Origin of the sequence: Bacteroides gallinaceum (assembly GCF_030373775.1) — a bacterium.
Taxonomy (GTDB): Bacteria; Bacteroidota; Bacteroidia; order Bacteroidales; family Bacteroidaceae; genus Phocaeicola; species Phocaeicola excrementipullorum.
Window position 1 is genome coordinate 1 of the sequence record NZ_JAUDEN010000002.1, and the last position, 25,436, is coordinate 25,436.

Annotated in this window: 17 protein-coding genes; 13 read left to right on the top strand and 4 right to left on the bottom strand. The window is 48.7% G+C overall.

What is annotated here, in order from left to right:
- Nucleotides 1-286 precede the first annotated feature (286 nt).
- The 5 genes from QUW60_RS01355 to QUW60_RS01375 are packed head-to-tail and all read left to right on the top strand — an operon-like array spanning nt 287 to nt 10,443.
- The gene (locus QUW60_RS01355; RefSeq protein WP_289558183.1) at nt 287-3,313 is read left to right on the top strand and encodes a SusC/RagA family TonB-linked outer membrane protein; all 3,027 of its coding nucleotides are present in this window, start codon (nt 287-289) and stop codon (nt 3,311-3,313) included.
- A gap of 21 nt (nt 3,314-3,334) precedes the next feature.
- Nucleotides 3,335-4,885: a RagB/SusD family nutrient uptake outer membrane protein gene (locus QUW60_RS01360; RefSeq protein ID WP_258337594.1), complete on the top strand. Its 1,551-nt coding sequence runs from the start codon at nt 3,335-3,337 to the stop codon at nt 4,883-4,885.
- A gap of 60 nt (nt 4,886-4,945) precedes the next feature.
- Complete coding sequence (locus tag QUW60_RS01365) at nt 4,946-6,466, top strand: SusE domain-containing protein (protein ID WP_289558184.1); 1,521 nt, start codon at nt 4,946-4,948, stop codon at nt 6,464-6,466.
- Between the two features lie 14 nt (nt 6,467-6,480).
- Nucleotides 6,481-8,283 (top strand): endo-dextranase, encoded by a 1,803-nt coding sequence (locus QUW60_RS01370; protein WP_289558185.1) that lies wholly within the window; start codon nt 6,481-6,483, stop codon nt 8,281-8,283.
- A gap of 21 nt (nt 8,284-8,304) precedes the next feature.
- Nucleotides 8,305-10,443, top strand: coding sequence for a glycoside hydrolase family 97 protein (locus tag QUW60_RS01375; protein WP_258337591.1), 2,139 nt, complete (start codon nt 8,305-8,307; stop codon nt 10,441-10,443).
- A 200-nt stretch (nt 10,444-10,643) separates the two neighbouring features.
- On the opposite strand, the gene QUW60_RS01380 is transcribed toward QUW60_RS01375, so the two are convergent.
- Both QUW60_RS01380 and QUW60_RS01385 read right to left on the bottom strand, forming a co-directional pair.
- The gene (locus QUW60_RS01380) at nt 10,644-10,919 is read right to left on the bottom strand and encodes a putative quinol monooxygenase (protein ID WP_258337590.1); all 276 of its coding nucleotides are present in this window, start codon (nt 10,917-10,919) and stop codon (nt 10,644-10,646) included.
- A 24-nt stretch (nt 10,920-10,943) separates the two neighbouring features.
- Complete coding sequence (locus QUW60_RS01385; protein ID WP_289558186.1) at nt 10,944-12,329, bottom strand: threonine/serine exporter family protein; 1,386 nt, start codon at nt 12,327-12,329, stop codon at nt 10,944-10,946.
- 299 nt (nt 12,330-12,628) lie between these two features.
- On the opposite strand from QUW60_RS01385, the gene QUW60_RS01390 reads away from it, so the two are divergent.
- The 4 genes from QUW60_RS01390 to QUW60_RS01405 all read left to right on the top strand — a co-directional run bounded on the left by QUW60_RS01390 (nt 12,629) and on the right by QUW60_RS01405 (nt 18,806).
- Nucleotides 12,629-12,940, top strand: a complete 312-nt coding sequence (locus tag QUW60_RS01390) for a nitrous oxide-stimulated promoter family protein (protein ID WP_258337588.1) — start codon at nt 12,629-12,631, stop codon at nt 12,938-12,940.
- 145 nt (nt 12,941-13,085) lie between these two features.
- Nucleotides 13,086-14,273 carry an efflux RND transporter periplasmic adaptor subunit gene (locus QUW60_RS01395; RefSeq protein WP_258337587.1) on the top strand — a complete coding sequence of 396 codons (1,188 nt, stop codon included), beginning with the start codon at nt 13,086-13,088 and terminating at the stop codon, nt 14,271-14,273.
- 27 nt (nt 14,274-14,300) lie between these two features.
- Complete coding sequence (locus tag QUW60_RS01400; protein WP_258337586.1) at nt 14,301-17,411, top strand: efflux RND transporter permease subunit; 3,111 nt, start codon at nt 14,301-14,303, stop codon at nt 17,409-17,411.
- A gap of 9 nt (nt 17,412-17,420) precedes the next feature.
- On the top strand, nt 17,421-18,806 hold the full coding sequence (locus QUW60_RS01405) for an efflux transporter outer membrane subunit (RefSeq protein WP_289558187.1): 1,386 nt from the start codon (nt 17,421-17,423) through the stop codon (nt 18,804-18,806).
- A 99-nt stretch (nt 18,807-18,905) separates the two neighbouring features.
- Here QUW60_RS01405 and mscL read toward each other — a convergent pair whose 3' ends face one another.
- Both mscL and QUW60_RS01415 read right to left on the bottom strand, forming a co-directional pair.
- Nucleotides 18,906-19,346 (bottom strand): large-conductance mechanosensitive channel protein MscL, encoded by a 441-nt coding sequence (mscL, locus tag QUW60_RS01410; protein ID WP_258337584.1) that lies wholly within the window; start codon nt 19,344-19,346, stop codon nt 18,906-18,908.
- A gap of 19 nt (nt 19,347-19,365) precedes the next feature.
- Nucleotides 19,366-21,093, bottom strand: coding sequence for a bifunctional metallophosphatase/5'-nucleotidase (locus QUW60_RS01415; RefSeq protein WP_289558188.1), 1,728 nt, complete (start codon nt 21,091-21,093; stop codon nt 19,366-19,368).
- Nucleotides 21,094-21,275: 182 nt separating this feature from the next.
- Here QUW60_RS01415 and QUW60_RS01420 point away from each other — a divergent pair, with 182 nt between their 5' ends.
- The 4 genes from QUW60_RS01420 to QUW60_RS01435 all read left to right on the top strand — a co-directional run bounded on the left by QUW60_RS01420 (nt 21,276) and on the right by QUW60_RS01435 (nt 25,424).
- Nucleotides 21,276-22,229, top strand: a complete 954-nt coding sequence (locus QUW60_RS01420) for a DnaJ C-terminal domain-containing protein (RefSeq protein WP_289558189.1) — start codon at nt 21,276-21,278, stop codon at nt 22,227-22,229.
- A gap of 19 nt (nt 22,230-22,248) precedes the next feature.
- The gene (locus QUW60_RS01425) at nt 22,249-22,536 is read left to right on the top strand and encodes a chaperone modulator CbpM (RefSeq protein ID WP_258337581.1); all 288 of its coding nucleotides are present in this window, start codon (nt 22,249-22,251) and stop codon (nt 22,534-22,536) included.
- A 328-nt stretch (nt 22,537-22,864) separates the two neighbouring features.
- Nucleotides 22,865-23,056, top strand: coding sequence for a DUF6722 family protein (locus QUW60_RS01430; RefSeq protein WP_258337580.1), 192 nt, complete (start codon nt 22,865-22,867; stop codon nt 23,054-23,056).
- A gap of 238 nt (nt 23,057-23,294) precedes the next feature.
- Nucleotides 23,295-25,424: a Tex family protein gene (locus QUW60_RS01435; RefSeq protein WP_289558190.1), complete on the top strand. Its 2,130-nt coding sequence runs from the start codon at nt 23,295-23,297 to the stop codon at nt 25,422-25,424.
- The last annotated feature ends 12 nt before the right edge of the window (nt 25,425-25,436 follow it).

Consider the following 25,436-nt stretch of genomic DNA (forward strand, 5'->3'; position numbering starts at 1 on the left):
AAAATTTCCAATGCTTAAACTTTCTCTTTTTTCTAGCCCACAGAATCAGACTGAGAAAAGATTTCTCAGAAATGTTTGAGAAAATGCTACAAAGGAACTACTTTTTTATTTTTACGCACAAACAGCAATAGGCTATAAACCAATATTTTATCAATTACGCCATAGTCATAAACACTACTTTTTTTATACACAAGCCTGATGTGTCATCTTTTATAAGATACCTTTGTGACACCTGATTCAAACATCAGGTAAAATCCTTTTTATCATCATTTTAAAGTCTAATTTTATGCAAAACAATGCTTTTATTTCTCTGAAGAAACGAATGCCTGCCCTGCTTGGATGTCTGCTGGTAACCGCCAGCGCATTCAGCCAAGAACTAACAATTTCGGGCACCGTACTTGATTCCGCCGGCGAACCGGTCATTGGAGCAAACGTTGTACAGCAAGGCACAACCAACGGAGCCGTTACCGATCTCAACGGAAAATTCTCTCTGAATGTTCCCAAAGGGAGTATACTTTTAGTTTCCTACATCGGGTACACCGACCAAAACGTAACAGTCAGCGGAAACCAACCCATCATCATTACATTGAAAGACAACACAGAGTTGCTTGACGAAGTTGTGGTGATCGGTTACGGAACCATGAAAAAAAGCGACTTGACCGGAGCTGTCGGATCTGTCGGATCAAAAGACATCCGTAACTCACCGGCAAGCAATATCGGACAAGCCCTGCAGGGAAAAGTAGCCGGACTCCAAATCGTAGACAGCGGAAAACCTGGCGACAATGTAACCATCCGGGTACGCGGCGTAGGTTCGATCAACGACAGCAACCCACTGGTCGTAATTGACGGGGTACCGACTGATTTGGGTTTAAACGCCATCAACATGGCAGACGTAGATCGTGTAGATGTCTTGAAAGACGCATCAGCAACCGCCATTTACGGTTCACGAGGAGCAAACGGAGTAGTCATGATTACCACTCGCAGAGGAGAAAGCGGAAAAGGAAAACTTTCATTCAGCGGCAATTGGGCGATACAGCAAATCACCAACCAACCCGAAATGCTGAACGCACAACAATATGCAGCATACAGCAACGATATGCTCTCTGCTGCGGGACAAGCTACCAACCCGTTATGGACTGATCCGAACAGCCTGACACAAAGCACGGACTGGCTAGACGAAATGTTCCATAGCGGTGTCACGCAAAACTATACGCTCAGTTATTCGGGCGGAAACGAAAAGTCGCACTATTATATCTCAGGAGGTTTCATCAACCAGACCGGTACCGTAGAAACGGTCAGCTACCGTCGCTTCACTTTTCAGGCCAACACCGACTCACAAGTGTTGAGCTGGCTGAAATTCTCAAACAACCTCACTTTCTCGACCGACCGGAAGAAACAGGGAACTTACAGCATTGCCGATGCCATGAAGGCACTGCCCACACAGCCGGTAAAAACAGAAGACGGAGGCTGGAGCTATCCGGGATATCCAGACTACGACAACCGCTCGCAAGCCAACTGGTACGGAACAATGCGCAACCCCATAGGACCAATGTACAACGACAGCAGCGAAACAGACGGATACAATTTTCTGGCAAACATCTCTGCCGAAATCAAATTCTGCGAATGGCTGCAATTCAAAAGCACCTTCGGATACGATGCTAAATTCTGGTACAGCAATAACTTTTTCCCCAAATACGACTGGACAGCTTCCGGCGAAACAGGAGAAAGCAGCAAGTATCAAAGCAGCGACAAATCATTCACCTATTTGTGGGACAACTATTTCACATTCAACAAGGATTTCGGGAAACATCATGTAGATGCCATGCTGGGAAGCTCCGCACAGTGGAACAAGTACGACTACATGAATGGAAACGTTGCCGAATTTCTCTTCGATGAGTTCAACCAACTCTCCAACGCCAAAAATATAACAAGCCTCACGGGAAGCATGAACGAATGGGCATTGCTTTCATACATGGCACGTGCCAACTATAATTTCGACGACAAATATTTCGTCACAGCCACAGTCCGCCGCGACGGTTCTTCGCGCTTCGGAAAAAACAACCGATGGGGAACATTCCCTTCCGCATCACTGGCATGGCGCATATCAAAAGAATCATGGTTTCCGCAAAACAACATCGTTTCAGACCTCAAGCTGCGCGCCGGATATGGCGTGACTGGTAACCAGGCTTCCATCGGAAACTACGACTTTGCCGCACTGTTCGACATACGCAAATATGCTTTCGGAGGAAAAGTGGTGGATGCACTGACAACAACCAGCTTGTATAATCCCGACATACGCTGGGAGGCTATTCATCAGGCAAATATCGGCATCGATCTGAGCCTGTTCAATTCACGCATCAACTTGTCGGTAGACGGCTACATAAAAAGCACGAAAGATATGCTTGTAGAAGCATCCGTACCCATCACAGCCGGATTCGATGAAACCGTTTCAAGCTGCAAGACCAATGCTGGGAAAGTAAGAAACAAAGGGTTTGAACTGGCATTGCACACCTACAACTTTACCGGAGGAGAATTCAACTGGGATACAAGCCTGAACGTCACCTACAACAAGAATGAAATTATCGACCTGAACAGCGATATTCCGATGATGCGGAACGAGCTGGGAGGCGAACACGTCACCCGGCTCGCCAACGGATTCCCCATCAATACGTTTTACGGATATGTGACTGACGGAATTTTCCAAAATCAGGAAGAAATAGATGCCCATGCCTTTCAAAGCACTGAAACCCGTCCGGGAGATATCCGCTTCAAAGACTTAAACAACGACGGAAAGATCAACGAGGAAGACCGCACCACTATCGGCGACCCGAATCCGAAATGGATATTCTCTATGATGAATAATCTAAGTTACAAAGGATTCGACCTGTCTATCTACCTGCAAGGGGTGAGCGGAAATGACATCTTCAATGCCAACAATATCAGCAATGAAGGCATGGCAGGAGCTGCCAACCAGACAACTGCCGTACTCGACCGATGGACAGGAGAAGGCACAAGCTATTCTATGCCGAGAGCCATCTTAAATGACCCGGCCAAGAACAACAGAAACTCCGACAGATGGGTAGAAAACGGTTCCTATCTCCGTATAAAAAACATCACACTGGGCTATAACTTCCCGAAAAAATGGACCAGCAAACTGACTTTGGAAAATGCCCGCATATTCATTTCCTGCGAAAATGTGGCCACCATCACCAGTTATTCCGGATTCGATCCGGAAGTGGATGTCAACGGCATCGACAACAACCGCTACCCTATTTCAAGGACATTCAACCTTGGCCTTAACTTCAATTTCTAACCTCCAAATGTAATGCCGATTATGAAACGTCTATTTTATATCTTTATTTCAGCCACACTGCTGACATGCTCATCTTGCAGCGATTTTCTAGAAAAATATCCGCAAGATTCGCCTAACGTAAATATGCCTGTCAGCGACGAACTTGCCATTGCCATGACCAACGGATGCTATCAGTCGCTCCAATCAATGAACCTCTACAACCAACGTATCTGGACACTCGACATCTGTGCCGGAAACAGTGAGGTAGGCGGCGACCCTTCTACCGGAACCGACGGCGTAGAAACCAAAGAAATCGCAAACTTCTATGCCACTCCAACCAACAATCTTGCCATAGGCGTATGGAGAGGGGGGTATACAGGCATCGGCAATTGCAACACAACGCTCCAAACGCTTTCAGAAAATACGGGAAACATCGCTCCCGACATATTGGAACGCTGTCTGGGAGAAGCCTACTTCTTGCGGGCACACTATTATTTCATTCTTGTACGCTGTTTCGGAGGTGTTCCCATACGTACTGTTCCTGCCGAAGTGGACGATCCCAAGGATATAGCCCGCAACAGCATTACAGAAGTTTATGACCTGATCATCAAAGACTGCAAAGAAGCTATCAGTCGACTTCCCCAGAAAAACGAACTGGCTCCGGCTGATTTAGGACGCGCCACAAAGGATGCGGCATACACCCAACTGGCGAAAGTGTATCTGACACTGGCATCATACGGAGATACTTATCAGCTGCTTGCCCCCGAAGAAGGATTCTTCCAAGCTGTCGTTAATCTCTGCGATCAGATAAAGGATATGGGATACGACTTGAGCCATTACGCTTACGCTGACCTTTGGAACGAAAATCTTATCAACAACAAGAACAGTGCCGAATCAATCTTCGAGGTTCAATATTCAGGCGAAAACGCAGGAACAGGAGGATTCTGGGCTAACGACGGACAAGCGTCATGGTGTTCTACCTACATGGGACCCCGAAATTCCGGATTCACATACGGATCATACGGATGGAACCAGCCCACCGATGAATTTTTCAATGCCTACGAACCAGGCGACATCCGCAAGGACATTACCGTTCTTTATGAAGGCTGCCCCAACTTTGACGGAAAAGAATATAAAGCCAGCTATGCTTTCATGACAGGAAGGAATGTACGCAAATTTCTTATCCCAATGTCGTTGAACCTGTATCAAGATGCAGAAACCAGCCCACAAAACTTCATCGTATACCGGTATGCGGATGTATTGCTGATGAAAGCAGAAGCATTGAACGAGTTGGGAGAAACCGCAAAGGCCCAAGAGCCGTTGAATATCGTCCGGAAACGCGCGGGACTGAACAACTATACAGGTACGGATAAAGAGGAAATGAAAGAAAAGATCATCCATGAACGCCGCATGGAACTGGCTTTCGAAGGCCACCGCTGGTTCGACCTTATTCGCATTGACGGAGGTGACTATGCGCTGAAGTTCTTCCAGTCAATCGGAAAGACAAACGCAACCAAAGACCGCCTGCTGCTTCCCATTCCGCAAGTGGAAATGGACGCAAACAAACTGATGGAACAAAACCCGGGATATTAAAAAGACAACTTGTTGCCCGAAACAGAACAAACCGTTTATAAATCATTTAACATACAGATTATGAAACTTAAACATATATTCGCACAAACGGGAATACTGTTAAGCGTAATTTGCCTGCTCACGTCATGCGCTGAAGAGCTGGCCGAACTTAACAAAGGAAACAATACATTAGTCCTGACTGCCGACAAACAGGAAATCAACCTGAAAGAATCAGATGCCACGCAGACTGCGGTCACTCTGAAGTGGACCAGCGGTACAAATTATGGCACCAGTGCCCGAATGAATTACAAACTGGAACTGAATAACACCGCCAACGATACGGAAACAGCACCTCTGTTTGATAAATCTTTCAACGACCAGGAGCTTTCGTACACATTCACCGTACGAGAACTGAATGACTACCTGCACAATGCAAACATCAGCCTCAATTACGGAGAAACACTCAACGTACAAGCCAAACTTACAGCAGAAGTTTCCGGATATGAAGAATATACCCAAACGGCTTCTGTCACATTGAAAATAGCCACTTATGAACCTGTAGCTGAAACACTCTACCTGTGCGGCGACGCAACCGATGGCGGATGGGATGCAAGCCAGATGCAAGCTCTGGCTCTCGAAAACAACCAGCAACCCGGCATATTCAGCGTTGTTGCCCAACTGACAGCCGACAAGGAATTCAAGTTTTTCACAGAAAAAGATCTTCTGTCTACGGCTTATGTCCGGACTGCCGACAACGGAACAGAACTGACTGACGGCTCCGTATGCCCGATTGTCAAGAAAACAGACAACAGTGTGGAGGATCTGAAATTCACCGTCAGCGAAACCAACCTCTACAAACTGACAGTTAACCTGCTGGACAATACGCTAAGCCTGCAAAAATCGGAACCTCTTGCTCCAGCATATGATATGATCTATTTTGTAGGAAGCTTCAACGACTGGAGCTTTGATCCACTCAAAAAGGATCCTGTCAATCCGTTCGTCTTCCTTTACAGCCGTTACTTCGAATGGAAAGCAGAGGGAGAATTCAAATTCGGGACAATGGCGGGAAGCTGGGACAATATGTACATGTCCACACAAGACAAAGCTCCTTATACCGACCAAAATGTAAAACTGGGAGGAAGCGACCAAAAATGGGTTTTAAACGAAAATGAATGTGGAAAAATCTATAAAATACGCCTTGACATTACTGACGGAAAGGAAAAAATGATTATGAACCCGTTTACCCCTTATACAACAATCTATTTGGTAGGAGATGCCACACCAAACGGATGGGATATGCCGTCAAGCACATCAATGACCTTGCAAGACGACAGCCACACCTTGCAGTGGACAGGAAACCTCAATGCTGGAGAAATCAAATTCAGCTGCGACAACCAAGAAGACTGGATGGGCGCATGGTTCATGGCAGAAAAAGCCGGAGAAGAGCTCACACCGGGAGAACATGTCATGTATCTAATAGACAAGACAAACCCCGATTATGGATATGGTGCACTTGACAACAAATGGAAGGTCACAGAATCCGGAAGCTACACCATCACTTTAAATCAAGCAACAGAAACGCTTACCATCATTAAAAACTAAAACATACGTACACCATGAAAAAGATATTTTATTTAGTATCATGCTTCATGCTTTTTGCCTCATGCAAAGATGAAAACGCAACAACGGGAATCAATCCGTCAGACCATTCGGGAGGAGATGTGTCTGTCAGCATTACAGCCGGTCCAAAAATCCGGCTCACCACAGACAAAGCCTGCTACGCCCCGGGAGAAAACGTCCAGTTCACTGCAGAAGGACAAATCCCTGCCGGAACAAAAATCCGTTACCGTCAATTAGAGGAAGTGATTGCAGAACAGGACTATACCGGAAACTCATGGAACTGGGCTCTTCCGGAACAAGACTTTACCGGCTATATGGCCGAAATCTATTCGTCATCAAACGGTATAGAAACCATCTACGGAACCATTGCCATAGATGCTTCGAGCGACTGGAAACGTTTCCCCAGATACGGCTTTGTAGCGGATTTTGGAAAAAAGACCGATGAAACCATTCAAGACGAAATGAACTTCCTGAAGCGTTGCCATATCAACGGCGTGCAGTTTCAGGATTGGCACAACAAACACCACTGGCCGCTTGGAAGCACGCACGACGGACAGGTTCTCAACATATACAAAGATATTGCCAATCGGGACGTATATGCTGAAACCATCGAAAAATACATCAACATACAACATACATATGGCATGAAATCAATTTTCTACAACCTCTGCTTCGGAGCCCTCGCAGATGCACGCGAAGATGGGGTCAGCGATTCATGGGGACTCTATAAAGACTATGCAGCCAAGACTCGCGACTCCCATGATCTGCCTGACGGATGGAAAAGCGACATTTACCTGACAGACCCGGGAAACCTTGCCTGGCAAAAGTATCTGGCAGAACGGAATGCAGACGTATATAATCAGTTTGATTTCGACGGGTATCAGATTGATCAGTTAGGCGATCGCGGAACGGTATTCAACGTATACGGTAAAGAAGTGGATCTTCCGGAAGGATACGCGTCATTCATCAAAGCAATGAAAGAAGCACATCCTGACAAACGTCTGGTCATGAATGCCGTAAGCAGATATGGAAGTAAAAATATCGCGCAAAGCGGAGCTGTAGACTTTCTGTACAATGAAGTCTGGGGAAAAGATGCCGACCGCACTGAAGCGAAATTCAGCCACCTCAAACAAATCATCGACGAAAATGCAAACTACAGTGGCAACCGACTGAATACGGTATTCGCAGCCTACATGAACTATAGGCTTGCCGACAACAAAGGACAGTTCAACACTCCGGGCGTACTGCTCACTGATGCTGTAATGTTCGCTTTGGGAGGGTCGCATTTAGAACTCGGACCGCACATGCTGTGCAAAGAATACTTCCCGAACAACAACCTGACCATGAGCGAAGAATTAAAGCAAGCTATTGTACACTACTACGACTTTCTCACCGCTTATCAGAATGTCCTGCGTGATGAAGGCACCCTAAACACATCAGTTGACCTTGAATCGGCCGACGGAAAGTTTACCGTCAGCCAATGGCCTCCACAAACAGAAACGCTATGCGTCATCGCTCGCAATCTGAAAGACAAAGATATCATCCATCTACTGAACTTCTCGCAGGCAAACAGCGACGAATGGCGTGACGACGACGGAACCATGCCGGAACCTATTCTTACGGAAAACCCCAAGTTCAGTTTCCGTCCTTCACGCCCAGTCAAAGGAATCTGGATGGCTTCGCCGGACTTTGCGGGAGGAGCGTTGTGCCCTATCGGATTCAAAACAAACGGCGACCGACTGGAAATGAAACTCCCCTCATTAAAATACTGGGACATGCTGATTATTGAATATAAATAACCTCATAATATTATTGACACCATGAAAATCAAACTTACACTTGCCGTTCTCTTGCTGGGAGCCATCACATCTCATGCAAAAGTTATCCAATCACCTAACGGACAAATATCAATAGATTTCCGGCTGAAAAACGGAATACCGACTTATAAGGTTAATTACAAAGAGATACCGGTCATCAAAGAAAGCAAACTGGGAGTGGAACTGCGTGAAGGGAACAACCTCATGGACGGGTTTGAACAAGTCAACATCTCGACATCTTCTTTCGACGAAACCTGGCAACCTGTATGGGGAGAAGTGAAAGAAATCCGAAACCATTACAACGAAATGGTGGCCGAGCTGAAACAGCCTGCAACCAACCGCTACATGAACATTCGCTTCCGTGTTTACGACGACGGAGTAGGATTCCGCTATGAGTTCCCGCAACAGAAGAATCTGGTCTATTTTACCATAAAGGAAGAACATACCCAATTTGCGCTGACAGGTGACCATACAGCCTGGTGGATTCCCGGCGATTATGACACGCAAGAATATGATTATACACAATCCAAACTGTCTGAGATACGCGGACTTCTCCGGAACGCAGTCACGTCGAATGCCTCGCAGACTGTTTTCTCAGAAACAGGAGTACAAACTTCTCTGCAAATGAAAACGGCAGAAGGACTGTACATCAACCTGCATGAAGCCGCACTGACAGACTATTCATGCATGCATCTCAATCTGGACGACAAAAACATGATCTTCGAATCCTGGCTGACTCCAGATGCAGAAGGTTACAAGGGCCGGCTTCAAACGCCTTGCCATTCACCTTGGCGTACGATTATCGTTTCAGATAATGCATGCGACATTCTCGCATCACATCTCATTCTGAATCTGAACGAACCTTGCAAACTGGAAGACACTTCTTGGATAAAACCCGTAAAATATGTAGGTGTATGGTGGGAAATGATTACCGGAAAAGGAACATGGTCATACACAAATGCCTTGCCGTCTGTCAAGTTAGAAAACTGCGACTACAGCAAACTCCCAAAGAATGGAACACATTCTGCCAACAACGATAATGTGAAACGCTACATCGATTTTGCGGCAGAACACGGATTCGACCAAGTATTGGTGGAAGGATGGAACATTGGATGGGAAGACTGGTTTGGCAATCAAAAAAATTATGTATTCGACTTCGTAACTCCCTACCCTGACTTTGACATCAAAGCACTGAACGAATATGCGCACTCTAAAGGTGTCCGGCTGATGATGCATCATGAAACTTCAGGCTCTTCCGTCAACTACGAACGGCACCTCGAAGCAGCCTACCAACTGATGAACAAATACGGATACAATTCCGTAAAAAGCGGATATGTAGGCAACATGCTTCCTTATGGGGAACATCACTACGGCCAGTGGATGAACGACCATTACCTGCATTGTGTAAAAGAAGCTGCCAAACATAAGATTATGGTAAATGCGCACGAAGCTGTACGCCCAACAGGTTTGTGCCGCACATATCCGAATCTGATAGGCAATGAATCTGCAAGAGGAACCGAATACCAAGCTTTCGGCGGAAGCAAACCTTTTCATACAACAATACTCCCGTTTACCCGTTTACAGGGGGGACCGATGGACTATACGCCGGGAATATTCGAAATGGACATTGAAAAGATCAATCCGAACAACCATTCGCATGTAAACGCAACCATAGCCAACCAACTGGCTCTGTACGTAACAATGTACAGTCCACTGCAGATGGCAGCAGACATCCCCGAAAACTATGAAAGATTTATGGACGCATTTCAGTTTATCAAAGATGTAGCTGTGGATTGGGATGACAGCAAATACCTGGAAGCAGAACCGGGCAAATTTATCACCGTTGCACGCAAAGCAAAAGACACTGGTAACTGGTTTGTGGGGTGTGTAGCGGGCGATGCCGAACACACGTCAAAAATTACATTGGATTTTCTGGATGCCGACAAGAAATATATCGCAACAGTCTATGCAGATGGAAAGGATGCCGACTACAAGACCAACCCTCAATCGTATACAATCAAAAAAGGAATCGTTACGAACAAAACCAAACTGAATTTAAGAGCTGTCGCTGCCGGAGGATATGCCATCAGCATCATAGAGGCAAAAGATACATCTGAATTAAAAGGCCTGAAAAAGCTCTGAACAAAGAGCAACTGACTAAAAGAAAGAAGGCGTGCCAAAACAAATTGGGCTATCAAAAAGTAATATCATATTGAATGAAGTAAACATCTAGCATGTATCATGCTTATATTTCCGAGATCCTTCGCTTCGTTCAGGATGACAAAATGAAAGCTAATTATATTTCGACACACCTTCTTTTTCTTTATATTTCTCCCGAAAAATCAGAACTGAAATTTCTCCAGCTTCATTTCAGCCAGACTCTGGATTTTCGGAACCAATGCAGTGAAATGAGCCGACTGTTCGTGTGCACTCAGGCTTTCAGCGTCTTTCCACGTTTCACAAATCATCAGCACATCCGGACGGGTTGCGCTCTGAAACAGATCATAAGCTATGCAACCGTTGTCTTTCAACGAAGCGGCAACAAGTTCCTTTGCGGCTTCAACTACAGCGGCGTGATTCTTCTCGTCCGCCTGAATAAAAACATTAAGTCTAATCATATTTCTTGAAATTAAAAATGAAAATTACCATTCGATAAACTTGCCGCGTTCCTTGCGCTCTTTCAGCAGCTCGTGCAGACGGGCATTCTTCGAGTGAGCGATAAACCGGCGGCCGAAAATATTAGGGATGGCTACTCCCAATGAAATGCACATGATTATGAGGCCGGAATTTACGCCGCTCTCGATTGCTTTCACCAACGGGGTCACCTGCTCGGCTGTCTGGACATTCATGTTGATCAGTCCGAACAGCATACGATACATAAGTACTCCCGGAATCATCGGAATCACCGAAGGAATGGTCAGCACGTGATTCGGCACATGAAACCAGTGGACCGCCTTGATGGCAATCAGGCTGACCACAACAGCGCCGGTAAACGAACCGATAACCAATCCCATATCCAGACCGATATTGTCGGTGCTGGGACCCAGATTGACAAAATTGCGCGTGCAAACGGCAATGATGCCGCCGATGGCAACCACCCAAAGCAGGCGGCGCTGGATATTGAAAATCATGGAGAATCCCATGGCCGAAATGGCAGCGGCAATCGCATACTCCAGATAATTGTGGTGCGGAACCATGCTGATGGTCGGGAAAAAGTTGTCTACCTGACAGAGCTTCACGGCAAAAGCGATGCCGAACGCCATGGCCGAAACCATCAGCAGCGTATTGACGGCACGCACGATGCCGACCTGAATGTAATTGTCAAGCATATCATCCACAAAGTTTATCAAAGGAACACCCGGAACAATAAACAGGGCACAGGCCAGCAGCGGATGCCACGGTGTAGAAGTCCAATCGCCAGGAAGCAAGGTTGTAGCCCATGCAACAACGGTGGCAACAAAGGCAGAAATGGCAATGCCCATATAATGGTTCAGACCGGACTCGTTGCAGATCTGACGAAGACGCATTCCCAGAATGGCAGCGATTGAAGCATACAGAAAGGCCATCCAGTCGCAGCCGAACTGAACGCAAAATCCGCCGCATGCAAAACCCGCTCCAACGGCCACCTGCCAAGGAGTGTAATTGCGCTTCTTGGTACGAATCTTTTCCAGCTCTTCCTCATACTTGTCAAGCGAATAGTCATTCTCGATGGCCCGCCAGGAAAGCTTGCTGATTTCCGAAATGGCCGTCATATTCACGCCATGCCCCTCAATCCGCTGGAACTTGGTGAAAGAATAGTCACCGTCGCTCACATTCACCATCAGCATCGTGAAGCTGACGTTGATGTGGAGTTTCTCTTCCGGAATACCCAGATAAGCAGCCGTACGCTTCATGTTACGTACAATACGGTTTGTGTCTGCCAGACTTTCCACCAATACTTTCCCCGTGCGCAGCAAAAGATCGACCCTACGATGCAGCAGCTGGTCGTGGGCCTTTACAGTCGTTTCTAAATGTTCCTCTAATTCCATGTTGTTTAAAGATTTTTTCCGGGTGCAAAATTACGAAAATATATGAACGGAAATCATATCTCCGCCTGAAAACTGACTCAAATCTTTCCGTGGCCGGACACGAAGGGAACAAAGAACAGACGGGCGGACATACCGGAAATTCCCGGCATACAACGGACCAGACTTTACGTTCCACGCTCGAACTATACAGTCCTGCCTTCAAACCATAGATTTTATCGGGATGACCCGGAGTTTCGGGAAGATGATTGCGGACGTCCGATTTTTGTCTTACCTTTGCACACACGAAGTCATCAGAAAACATGCGCAGACATTCAAGAATAGAAGAAGAAAAAAGGACGGTAGAACAGATGATCCGGCTTTATTGCCGGCACAGGGAAGGCAACGAAGAGCTGTGCGGTTCGTGCAGGCAGCTTCTGGAATATGCGCACGCAAGGCTCTCCCGCTGTCCGTTCGGGGAAAAGAAGAAAACCTGCCGGAAATGTCCGGTTCACTGCTACAAGCCCGATATGAAGCGGAGAATTGGGGAGGTCATGAAATATGCAGGGCCGAGAATGCTGCTGCATCACCCCGTTTCAGCCCTCAAGCACATGTGGAGAGAACAGTTTGTGTAGAATAAATCCACAGTTCTTCCACACAAGCATTTAGCCCGGATCTATTTATGGATTTGAATATCAACCAATAGAATAATTTCTTATCTTTGGCATATATATTGCTTTTGCTACAAGGTTTCTATAAACAACAAATAGAATAATAGATATGAAACGTTTTTTGTCTGTAAAGGATTTAAAGATTAGAAGGAAACAAACCATCTATGCGGCAATATGCATAGCAGTAATCATCGCGGCTTATCTGATTCTGACCCACAAGCCCAAGCCGGCTCCCGAGCTTCCGATCGTACATGCCACGCCTGCCCTCAAACAGGATGTGGAAATATACGGCGATTATGTAGGAAGAGTAAGAGCGCAGCAGTTCGTCGAAGTGCGCGCCCGTGTGGAAGGCTTTCTCGAACAGATGCTGTTTGAAGAAGGCACACAGGTGAAACGGAACCAGGTTCTGTTCATTATCAACCAGGACCAGTATCAGGCAAAAGTAGACAAGGCGCGCGCCCAGCTGAAAAAAGACGAGGCTACGGCGCGGAAGGCCGAACGCGACCTGAACCGTATCCGCCCGCTTTACGAACAGAATGCGGCCAGCCAGCTCGACCTGGACAATGCGACAGCCGCCTATGAAACGGCTGTGGCCAGCGTCGGCATGAGCCAGGCCGATTTGGACCAGGCAGAGCAGGAACTTGGATACACCGTGGTGCGCTCCCCGATTTCCGGACAGATCAGCGAACGCCATGTCGACCTCGGTACGCTGGTAGGCACATCGGGCAAGTCGCTGCTCGCAACCATCGTAAAGAGCGACACCGTGCTGATCGACTTCAGCATGACGGCGCTTGATTACCTCAAAAGCAAAGAACGCAACATCATCATAGGCCAGAAGGATTCTACCCGCTCCTGGCAACCGACCGTAACCATCACATTGCCGGACAACAGCATTTATCCGTATAAAGGACTGGTGGACTTTGCCGAACCGCAGGTTGATCCCAAAACCGGAACATTCTCTGTGCGCGCAGAAATGAACAACCCCGAGCACGTGCTTCTTCCGGGACAGTTCACAAAAGTCAGGCTGCTTCTCGATGTGCGTGAGAATGCGACGGTTGTCCCCCAAAAGGCTATCATCATCGAAAAAGGAGGCTCCTACATTTATGTGATGCGCAAAGACTCCACTGCTGAAAAGCGTTTTGTCGAACTGGGCCCCGAATTCGGAAACAACATCGTAATCGAACGGGGACTGATACCAGGAGAAATGATTGTGGACGAAGGCTACCACAAGCTGACCCCGGGAGTCAAAATGCGTTTGGGAGAAGCCCCCAAAGAAGAAGAAAACAAGGACGAATAAACCACATAATTCTAAACGTAGCAATCCATGAAAGTGAGTTTCTTTATCGATCGGCCCGTATTCTCGATCGTCATCTCCATATTGATAGTCATCATCGGTATCATCGGACTTACCATGCTGCCTATCGACCAATACCCTCAGATCACTCCTCCGGTGGTGAAAATCAGCGCGTCTTATCCGGGTGCAAGTGCTTTGACCGTATCGCAGGCCGTAGCCACCCCCATCGAGCAGGAACTGAACGGTACGCCGGGCATGCTCTATATGGAATCGAACAGTTCCAACTCCGGAGGATTTTCGGCAACGGTAACGTTCGACATATCCGCCAACCCGGATTTGGCGGCCGTCGAAATCCAGAACCGCATCAAGCTGGCCGAATCGCGCTTGCCCGCCGAAGTGGTGCAAAACGGTATCGAAATCGAAAAGCAGGCGGCAAGCCAGCTTATGACCATCTGTCTGACTTCGAACGATCCGAAGTTCGATGAAATCTATCTGAGCAATTTCGCCACGCTGAACGTGCTCGACCTTCTCCGCCGTATTCCGGGCGTAGGCCGCGTATCAAACATAGGCAGCCGCTATTACGCCATGCAAATCTGGCTTGACCCGGCTCGCCTGGCTAATTTCGGCCTGACCGTACAAGACGTGCAGAACGCGCTGAAGGACCAGAACCGTGAATCGGCTGCCGGAGTGCTCGGACAGCAGCCCGTAAACGGACTCGACATCACCATTCCAATCACGGCCCAGGGACGTCTGTCATCGGTGGCCCAATTCGAAGAGATCGTGCTGCGCGCCAATTCCGACGGCTCGCTGATCCGTATGCGCGACGTGGCACGCGTATCGCTCGAAGCGCAGTCATACAATACAGAAAGCGGTATCAACGGAGGAAACGCTGCCGTTCTGGGAGTTTACATGCTGCCCGGAGCCAACGCGATGGACGTAGCCGAACGGGTAAAGGCCACCATGGACGAAATCAGCCAGAACTTCCCGGAAGGAATGAAATATGAAGTGCCGTTCGACATGACGACTTACATTTCCGAGTCAATCCATGAAGTATACAAGACACTGTTCGAAGCGTTGTTTCTGGTGATCGTTGTGGTATTCCTCTCTCTCCAGAGCTGGCGCGCCACCCTGATTCCTACCATAGCCGTGCCGATTTCATTGATCGGAACATTCGGTTTCATGCTTATCTTCGGCTTCTCGCTGAACATTCTGACATTGCTCGGACTGGTTCTTGCCATCGGTCTGGTTGTGGACGACGCCATTGTGGTTGTTGAAAACGTGGAACGCATCATGGAAGAAGAGCATCTGAGCCCGTATGAGGCAACGAAAAAAGCGATGGACGGACTGACAGGCGCACTGATCGCCACTTCGATGGTGCTGGCCGCCGTATTCGTTCCGGTAAGTTTCTTGTCGGGAATCACCGGACAGCTATATCGCCAGTTCAGTATCACCATTGCAGTTTCGGTGCTGCTGTCAACCGTAGTGGCGCTCACCCTGAGTCCTGTCATGTGTTCGTTGATTCTCAAGCCGCAAGATCCGAACAAGCCTAAAAACCGCGTATTCCGGGCCATCAACCGATGGCTGGACCTCGGCAACCGCAAATATGTTTCCGGAATCAGCAGAATCATCAAGCACCCCAAACGGATCACGGCAGGATTCGGCATGGTGCTCGTGTTCATCTTCGTGCTCTACCGGCTGATTCCAACCAGCTTCCTTCCCACGGAAGACCAGGGCTATTTCACCGTCGAGCTGGAAATGCCTGAAGGCACGACACTCGAACGCACACGCATCATAACCAACCGGGCCGTCAGCTACCTGATGAAGAATCCCGCCGTAGAATATGTGCAGAACGTAACCGGAACCAGTCCTCGTGTCGGCACAAGCCAGGCCAGAAGCACACTGACCGTCATTCTGAAAGAATGGAAAGAACGCGACGATACAACAATCGAAGAGGTGATGGCAGATGTCCAGAACGAGTTTGAAAAATATCCGGAATGCAAAGTCTATCTCTCCACACCGCCCGTAATTCCGGGACTGGGTACTTCCGGAGGTTTCGAAATGCAGCTGGAGGCACGCGGCGACGCTACTTATGAAAACCTCGTGCAAGCGGCCGACACATTGATGTATTACGCCTCGCAACGAAAGGAGCTGAGCGGACTTTCATCCTCATTGCAGGCCGAAATACCGCAGCTCTACTTCGATGTAGACCGCGACAAGGTAAAGCTTTCGGGCGTTCCCATGGCAGACGTATTCACCACGATGAAAGCATACACCGGTTCGCTCTATGTAAACGACTTCAACATGTTCAACCGTATCTACCGCGTATACATACAGGCGGAAGCGCCCTATCGCGAACACCGCGACAACATCAACCTGTTTTTCGTGCGCGGCAGCTCGGGCAACATGATTCCGCTCACCGCACTCGGAAACACTGAATACACAACCGGTCCGGGAAGCATCAAACGGTTCAACATGTTCAACACGGCAATCATCCGCGGAACGGCCGCACACGGCTACAGTTCCGGACAGGCTATGGAACTGATAGAGCAACTGGCCGAAGAACACTTGCCCGACAATATAGGCGTAGAATGGAGCGGACTTTCCTATCAGGAGAAACAGGCAGGAGGACAGACAGGCATGATTCTTACGCTGGTATTCCTGTTCGTGTTCCTGTTCCTTGCTGCACTGTATGAAAGCTGGAGCGTCCCGATAGCCGTCCTGCTTTCGCTTCCTGTCGCCGCACTGGGCGCATACGCCGGCGTCGCACTGTGCGGGCTGGAAAACGACACGTATTTCCAGATTGGCCTTGTCATGCTGGTCGGACTGGCTGCGAAGAATGCCATTCTGATCGTCGAATTTGCCAAAGACGAAGTAGATGCGGGAAAGAATGTGATTGATGCGGCCCTGCACGCATCCCACCTGCGGTTCCGTCCGATTCTGATGACTTCATTGGCATTCATTCTCGGCATGGTTCCGCTGGTCATCGCATCGGGTCCGGGAGCGGCCAGCCGCCAGGCCATCGGCACAGGCGTATTCTTTGGCATGATTGTGGCTGTAACAGTCGGCATCTTCCTGGTTCCTTTCTTCTTTGTCATGATCTACAAAGCGAAAAACAAGATTAAACCGAAACATGCAAAATAATCATTCAATATGAAATATTCGAAAACAACATACCGGCTCCTGACCGTAGCATTGGCAACCTTCCTGCTGGGAAGCTGCCAATTGGGAAAGCATTATACACGTCCGGATCTGAAACTGCCTGAAACGCTCGACAGCCTCAGCGTTGACACCGCTTCAATCGGCGACTACGCATGGGAAGAATTGTATACAGACACCACGCTGCAAGCACTTATCAGAAAGACACTGACCTACAACAAGGACATGCTGATTGCCGCGGCAAGAGTAAAGGAACTCGCGGCGAGCAAGCGGATTCAGGTGGCCAACATGCTGCCTCAGGTAGGTCTGAGAGTCTATGCTGAACGTGAAAGAGAAAACTATGGGGGCAACCATTATTCGATGGACGACGAGTTTGATCTGAAAGGAACCGTAAGCTGGGAAATAGACCTCTGGGGAAAGCTCCGCTGGGCGAAAGACAAGAGCGTGGCCGAATTTCTCGGATCCATCGAAAACCAGCGGGCCTTGAAAATGAGCCTGATCGCTGAAGTAGCCCAATCTTATTTTGAACTGGTAGCACTCGACAACGAACTGTCTATCGTAAAGCAAACGGTGGACGCACGCCGTGAAAGCCTCCACTTGGCCCGCATCCGTTATGAAGGAGGACTGACGTCAGAAACAGCTTTCAGACAGGCTCAGGTGGAATTGGCACGCACCGCTACCCTTGTGCCTGATCTGGAACGGCAGATCACACTGAAAGAAAACGAAATCGCATTCCTTACCGGAGAATATCCCCACCATATCAATCGCTCCGTGCTTCCGGAAGACGTGATGTTCCCGGTCAGCCTGCCAGTCGGACTGCCCTCCAGCCTGCTGGAACGCCGCCCGGATGTGCGCCAGGCAGAGCAGGCACTTATCGCCGCCAATGCAGACGTAGGGATTGCTTTCACCAGCCTGTTCCCCTCGCTTACGCTGAACGCCAGCTACGGAGGCGAAAGCGACCTGCTGAGCGAACTGCTGAAATCTCCCTGGCATCTGCTGAGCGCCAATCTGCTGCAGCCGGTCTTTACATGGGGCAAGAACCGCGCACGGCTGAAAGCACAGAAAGCGGCACTTGAAGGAGCAACCCACCAGTATGAGAAGGTTGTCTTGAACGCTTTCAAGGAAGCATACAATGCCATCGCAGAATTCAACAAGATCAAGGAAATCTATGAAACGCGCCTGCGGCTGGAACAATCATCAAAGAGTGCGCTCGACCTGGCGCAGCTGCAATATATGAACGGTGTCATCGCATACATGGACTTGCTGGATGCCCAGCGTGGATATCTTGAAGCCCAGATCAGCCTCAGCAACGCCATCCGTGACAAACAGATTACGATGGTTCATCTGTACAAGGCACTCGGCGGAGGATGGAAAGAATAGACACATAGAAAAACAAAGGAGGCAAAGCGTATCGTTGGCAGCCTTGTGCTTCAGGCCGATACCCTTTGCCTCCTTCAGTTTCTATGCTTCCGCTCGCTTTCAGCGTGCGCCGTCTTTCTCCTTTTTCAGCAGATCACGAATTTCCGCCAGCAGCTTCACTTCATCCGACGGTGGAGGCGGAACCGGCTTTGCCGCTTCTTCCTTCTTTTTCTTGCTCAGCGTGTTAATGGCCTTTACCATCAGGAAAACGGAAACAGCTATGATCAGAAAGTCAAAAGTCACCTGAATAAAGTTTCCGTAATTCAGCGAAACTTCCGGAGAAACCACCGCATCGCCGTCCATTACAGCCGGCTTGATGGTCCACTTCAATTGGGAAAAATTAATTCCTCCAACCAACAGACCGACAAGCGGCATTATCACATCAGCTACCAGCGATGAAACAATCTTTCCGAAAGCACCGCCGATAATCACACCCACAGCCATGTCGATAACATTACCGCGCATGGCAAACGTCTTGAATTCTTGTAAAATTTTTCCCATAAGCTAAAAAAATAAATGTTCATTTTCCAAACAACAACTGACAGTCACGCTTTGCCGCAGGAACAGTCCACTCTTCCGGAACAAAACGCCACTGGTTCAACGGCTCCGGACTCAACACGCCAGCCTTCTCGATTTCCTGCATCAAATAAAAGCGCAGGTCCTTGTCGGTCGAGAAGATGATGCGTTCCGCCAGCTCAGCCTTTGGTATTCCCGCGCCTTTGGTCAGCAAATCTCCTCCCCCATTGCCACGATACGAATTTACGGCCACCTTGTAAATCTTGTCCATATCAAAAGGCGTTCCGTCGGCCATACTCCTGACAGTTATCTTTTTTCCTTCAGGCTTTGTCACATCCACCGTATAAATGATTCCCGCAGCCGAATCAAAGTTGAAACTCGGATTCTTGAAGCGGCCGAAGCCGTTGTCCTTTTCATTAAGCAGAATCAGGTGATCATCGGCCTGCTGCATTCTGCCGGTCCACAGCGCATACGACATCTCCAGAAAGTCCTTGATCTCACGTCCGCTCAGTTCCATCACATACAGCAGGTTTTCATACTTATACAGATTGAACATGTCACTCATATAGATGTCGCCTTTCCTGATTTCGGCTGTGGCGGAAAGCGGCGCGCAGAACGAAATGTCGGCACCGGTAATCTTCAGCTGGAGGCGGTGAATCAGGTCGACAAAGGCAGAAGGGCCGAAAAAGGCGTCTTTCGAAGAAATGGTTCTGTCTATGCTCCCGATCTTGCGCGCGACAAAACGGCTCACCGCATCATACTGGGAGTGAAAGGTCTTCATGAAATCCTCGTCCACCTCATAATCATCCATGCTGACCAGCTTGCCGGAAACAGACTTCCCTGCTACCTTTCCCATCTTATCCTTCCGAATCTCCAGAGTCACCTCCGCCACTGTCCGCGCCATGTTTGCCGGATTGACCAGCAAGACAGAATCGCCCGCCGCATTGACTGTCTTTTCGCACGCCCGCACATGGTCATGTCCCATAAACACCACATCGAAACCCGGAACATTCCTTGCAACCAGAGCCGAAGCGTTCTCCACCACATTGTCGAGTTTGTTACCTTCCGGCCCGGAATGGAACAGTCCGACCAGCACGTCCGGACGCTCTTTCTCGCGGATAATGTCCACCCATTTCCGTGCAGCCTGCTCCATATCTTCAAAGCGGAGTCCGCTCCACAATCTTTCGGGCAGCCACGAAGGTATCGACGGAGTAATCATGCCTAACACGGCAATCCGCACTCCCTCCTTTTCAAACACCCGGTAAGGAGGAAGGTAAGGCTTGCCGGTTTTCACGTCGGTGACATTGGCTCCAAGCACCGGAAAGCCGCAGTCACGGATCCACCGGTCGTACACGGCATGTCCGGTTTCTATATCATGGTTTCCCATATTGCCGACATCATAGCGCATATAGTTCAGCATTTCCGCATTCAAATGCAGCGAAGCCGTATCAATGTAGTTATAATAATAGGCTGTAGGCTGTCCCTGAAGGATATCACCGTTATCCATCAGAATCACATTCTCCCCGTATTCCTTACGGAGCCTCTTCACATAATCAGACACACGCGCCAGACTTCCCTTCATCGGCTTGCGATTGATGAAGTCATACGGAAAATAACAGCCATGAACGTCACTTGTTTCTACCAGTTTCAACGTTACCGTATGGACATCCGACGCCAACAGTTGCACACGCATCATACCCAACAAAGTCATCAAACAAATCAAATATTTCATATGTAAAAATTAAATAAAAAAACGAACGACAATATGTCAGAACTTCTGCAAAGATACAAAACTTGTCACACCATAAAAATCCATCACGCATAAATTATTGAAGAGGAATGACAATACGGCTCTCATGGCCGCCTGCTGGCATAAATTTTGCAGCACTCCGGTTAACAAAACAAACAGACAATATGGCTTTTATAGACTATTACAAAGTACTTGGGGTTGACAAAAATGCAACTCAGGATGACATCAAGAAGGCTTTCCGCAAGCTGGCGCGAAAATATCATCCGGACTTGAATCCCAATGACCCGACGGCCAAAGACAAATTCCAGGCCATCAATGAGGCCAACGAGGTTTTGAGTGATCCGGAAAAGCGCAAGAAGTATGATGAATATGGAGAGCAGTGGAAACATGCGGATGAGTTTGAAGCGCAGCGGAAAGCATACGAAGCACAAGGCGGAGGGCCGGGAGGACACGCAGAATACTGGTATTCTGCCGACGGACAACACTTTACCGGAGGATTCGGAAGCGGAGGAATGCATGGATTCGGAGGAAACGCAAGCGGTTTCTCCGATTTCTTCGAAGAACTTTTCGGACACCGAGGAGCTGCAAACGGAGGAAGAGGCCGAGGCGGATACCGGGGACAAGACATCGAAGGAGAACTCCCGCTTACGCTGCGCGAGGCTGCAACCACTCACAAGCAGACATTCACAATCAACGGCGAAACATTGCGCATCACCGTTCCGGCGGGCGTCGCAGACGGACAGGTCATCAAGCTGAAAGGGCATGGCGGAAAAGGTATGAACGGAGGACCTGACGGAGATCTGTACATCACATTCACCGTTGCCGACGACCCGGACTTCAAACGGAAAGGCAACGACCTGTATACAGACATAAACATTGACCTGTATACGGCGGTCCTGGGCGGCGAAGTGACAATTCACACGCTCGACGGGCAGGTAAAGCTGAAAGTACGCCCCGGAACCCAGAACGGCGCGAAAGTCCGGCTCAAGGGCAAGGGATTTCCTGTCTATAAGGAAGAAGGCGCTTTCGGCGACCTGATAGTGACTTACCATGTTTCTATACCGACCAACCTGACGGATAAGCAGAAAGACCTGTTCCGGCAGCTTCAGCAAGGATAACCTTTAAAAACGACAGATTATGCAAAACAATTTGATCATTATAGACGACTATTGCAGCCACTGCCACATCGAGCCAGACTTTGTGATGATGCTGGGAGAAGACGGACTGATTGACGTGGAGGTAAAAGACAACATAAGCTACTTTCCCGCCGACCAGCTGGCTGAACTTGAAAGATACACCCACCTGTATTACGACCTTTCGATCAACATAGCCGGCATCGATGCCATCCGCCACTTGCTCAACCGCATGGAAGAGATGCAGAATGAAATCCGCCGGCTGCAGAACGAATTGCGCTTCTACAAATGACGTTCGGCTGGCGCAGAACAACGAGAACACAGAAGCACAGGGCCCGAACTTCGAGTCCCGTACAGCAGGGCAGAATCTTTAAGTAAAAATGAGATCATCAGAAACACAGATTTTCGCAGATTAAAAGCAGACAATCAGCACTATCATCTGCGGAAATCCGCGTTAATCTGCGTTTCCGAACAGACAGATTTTGTATAAACGAATTCTCAACATCCGCTTATATCCAGCCCAGAGGTGCATATCTCCAGCCTGAAGGCAGCGTTTTTCCGAAGTTCATAATTTTAAATCCTGGTGTTGCCAATCCAAAAGAAAAGTGTATATTTGCACTATGTGGAAAGAAAAATTAGGAAATTATCTGATAGACATTTCCAAATATGTCTTGACGGGAATTGTCATCGCATCCTTGTTTAAGGATGTAGAAGACAAAAGATTTTTAATCTATACACTTGGATTATTAGTCGCAATGGCAACATTAATAGCGGGTCTGATTCTGTCAAATAAGAAAAAGGAGGATAAATAATGGAATCAATTTTTGTTTTATCAGCAATAGGATTACCATGCGTCATATTTCTGTTATGGTGCCTTACTCCCAAAGGGAAAAAATGGCTCAAAGACAATCACATGATTTGAGAAGCTTTCAGACCGCATTCAAAAAAGCATTAAAAAAAACGACATAAGAAACAGAATCGCGCGGACTTTTCAGATGCAACTTTCTGCAAGAGTCCGCGTGATTCTGTGTAAAAACGAAAACGATTTATATGGAAGAATTCAGCCGAATGATCGCGGCAGCCCTCAAGCTGCCGGAACACCGTGTCAGCAATACCTTGAAACTGCTGCTGGGAGGTGCAACCATTCCTTTTATCAGCCGATACCGGAAAGAAGCCACCGGCGGACTGGACGAAGTGCAGATAGGTGAGATACAAGCCAATTATGACAAACTGACCGAACTGGCGAAACGGAAAGAAACCATTCTTTCAACCATCGGAGAACAGGGCAAACTGACCGATGAGCTGCGCTCCCGGATCTCGGGATGCTGGAACCCGACCGAACTGGAGGATATCTATCTTCCCTATAAGCCGAAACGCAAAACACGCGCAGAGGCTGCCCGGCAAAAAGGACTGGAACCGCTGGCCATGCTGATCATGCTCCAGCGCGAAAACAATCTGACGGCCAAAGTGCGCAGTTTTGTCAAAGGCGAAGTGGAAAATGAAGAAGAAGCGCTGAAAGGGGCGCGCGATATCATCGCCGAGCAGGTAAGCGAAAACGAGGGGGCGCGCAACACGGTAAGAAATGCCTTCGCGCGCGAAGCCGTCATCACGGCAAAGGTGGTGAAAGGCAAGGAAACCGAAGAAAACGCAGCCAAATACAGAGATTACTTTGACTTCAGCGAGCCACTGAAAAAATGCACTTCACACCGCCTGCTGGCCATCCGGCGGGGAGAGTCGGAAGGTATTCTGAAAGTATCCATTTCTCCGGACGACACCGGCTGCACCGAAAAACTGGAACGGAAATATGTAAAGGGAAACAATGAATGCGCCCGTCAGGTAGCGGAAGCTGTGGCAGACGCATACAAACGCCTGATAAAGCCGGGCATCGAAACCGAATTCGCCGCCGCAAGCAAAGAGAAAGCCGACGAAGAAGCCATCCATGTTTTTGCCGGAAACCTTCGCCAGCTGCTTCTGGCTCCTCCGCTGGGGCAGAAACGGGTGCTGGGAATCGACCCGGGATACAGAACTGGATGCAAAGTGGTTTGCCTTGACGCGCAGGGCACACTTCTTCACAACGAGGCCATTTATCCCCATCCGCCCAAATCAGAATACCAGCAGGCGGCACGCAAACTGACAAAGCTTGTAGAACAATACAAAATCGAAGCCATCGCCATCGGAAACGGAACGGCAAGCCGGGAAACGGAACAGTTCGTTACATCCCTGCGTTTCGACCGGGAAATCCAGGTGTTTGTGGTCAGCGAAGACGGGGCTTCCATCTATTCCGCATCCAAGCTTGCCCGCGAAGAATTTCCCGACTACGACGTTACCGTGCGCGGAGCGGTGTCTATCGGACGCAGACTGATGGATCCGCTGGCGGAGCTGGTGAAGATCGACCCGAAATCCATCGGCGTAGGGCAATACCAGCACGATGTCGACCAGACCAAACTGAAAGCATCGCTCGACCAGACTGTGGAAAGCTGCGTCAATCTGGTAGGCGTAAACGTGAACACCGCAAGCAAGCACCTGCTGACATACGTTTCGGGACTGGGACCGGCACTCGCCAAAAACATCGTGGACTACCGCACGGAGAACGGACCGTTCCAGTCGCGCAAGGAACTGCTGAAAGTGCCCCGCATGGGAGCAAAAGCCTTTGAACAATGCGCTGGATTCCTGCGGATTCCGCACGCAAAGAACCCGCTGGACAATTCTGCCGTTCATCCCGAGAGCTATCCGATTGTAGAGCAGATGGCCAAGGATATGAACTGTTCTGTAACCGACCTCATAAAAGACAAGACGCTGCGCAGCCGGATAAAAGTGGAAAACTACATTTCCGACACTGTAGGACTCCCTACGTTAAACGACATCATGCAGGAACTCGACAAGCCAGGGCGTGACCCGCGGCAAAAAATCCAAGCCTTCGAATTCGACAGGAATGTACGCACGATCGATGACCTGACAGAAGGGATGGAGCTGCCGGGCATTGTGACAAACATCACTAACTTCGGATGTTTTGTAGACATCGGCATCAAAGAAAACGGTCTGGTGCATATTTCCCAGCTCGCCGACCACTTTGTGAGCGACCCGACGACAGTAGTAAGCATCCATCAGCATGTGCATGTCAAGGTGCTGGGCATCGACCGCGAACGCAAGCGCATCCAGCTGACAATGAAAACAAGCTGACCCTGAAGAAGG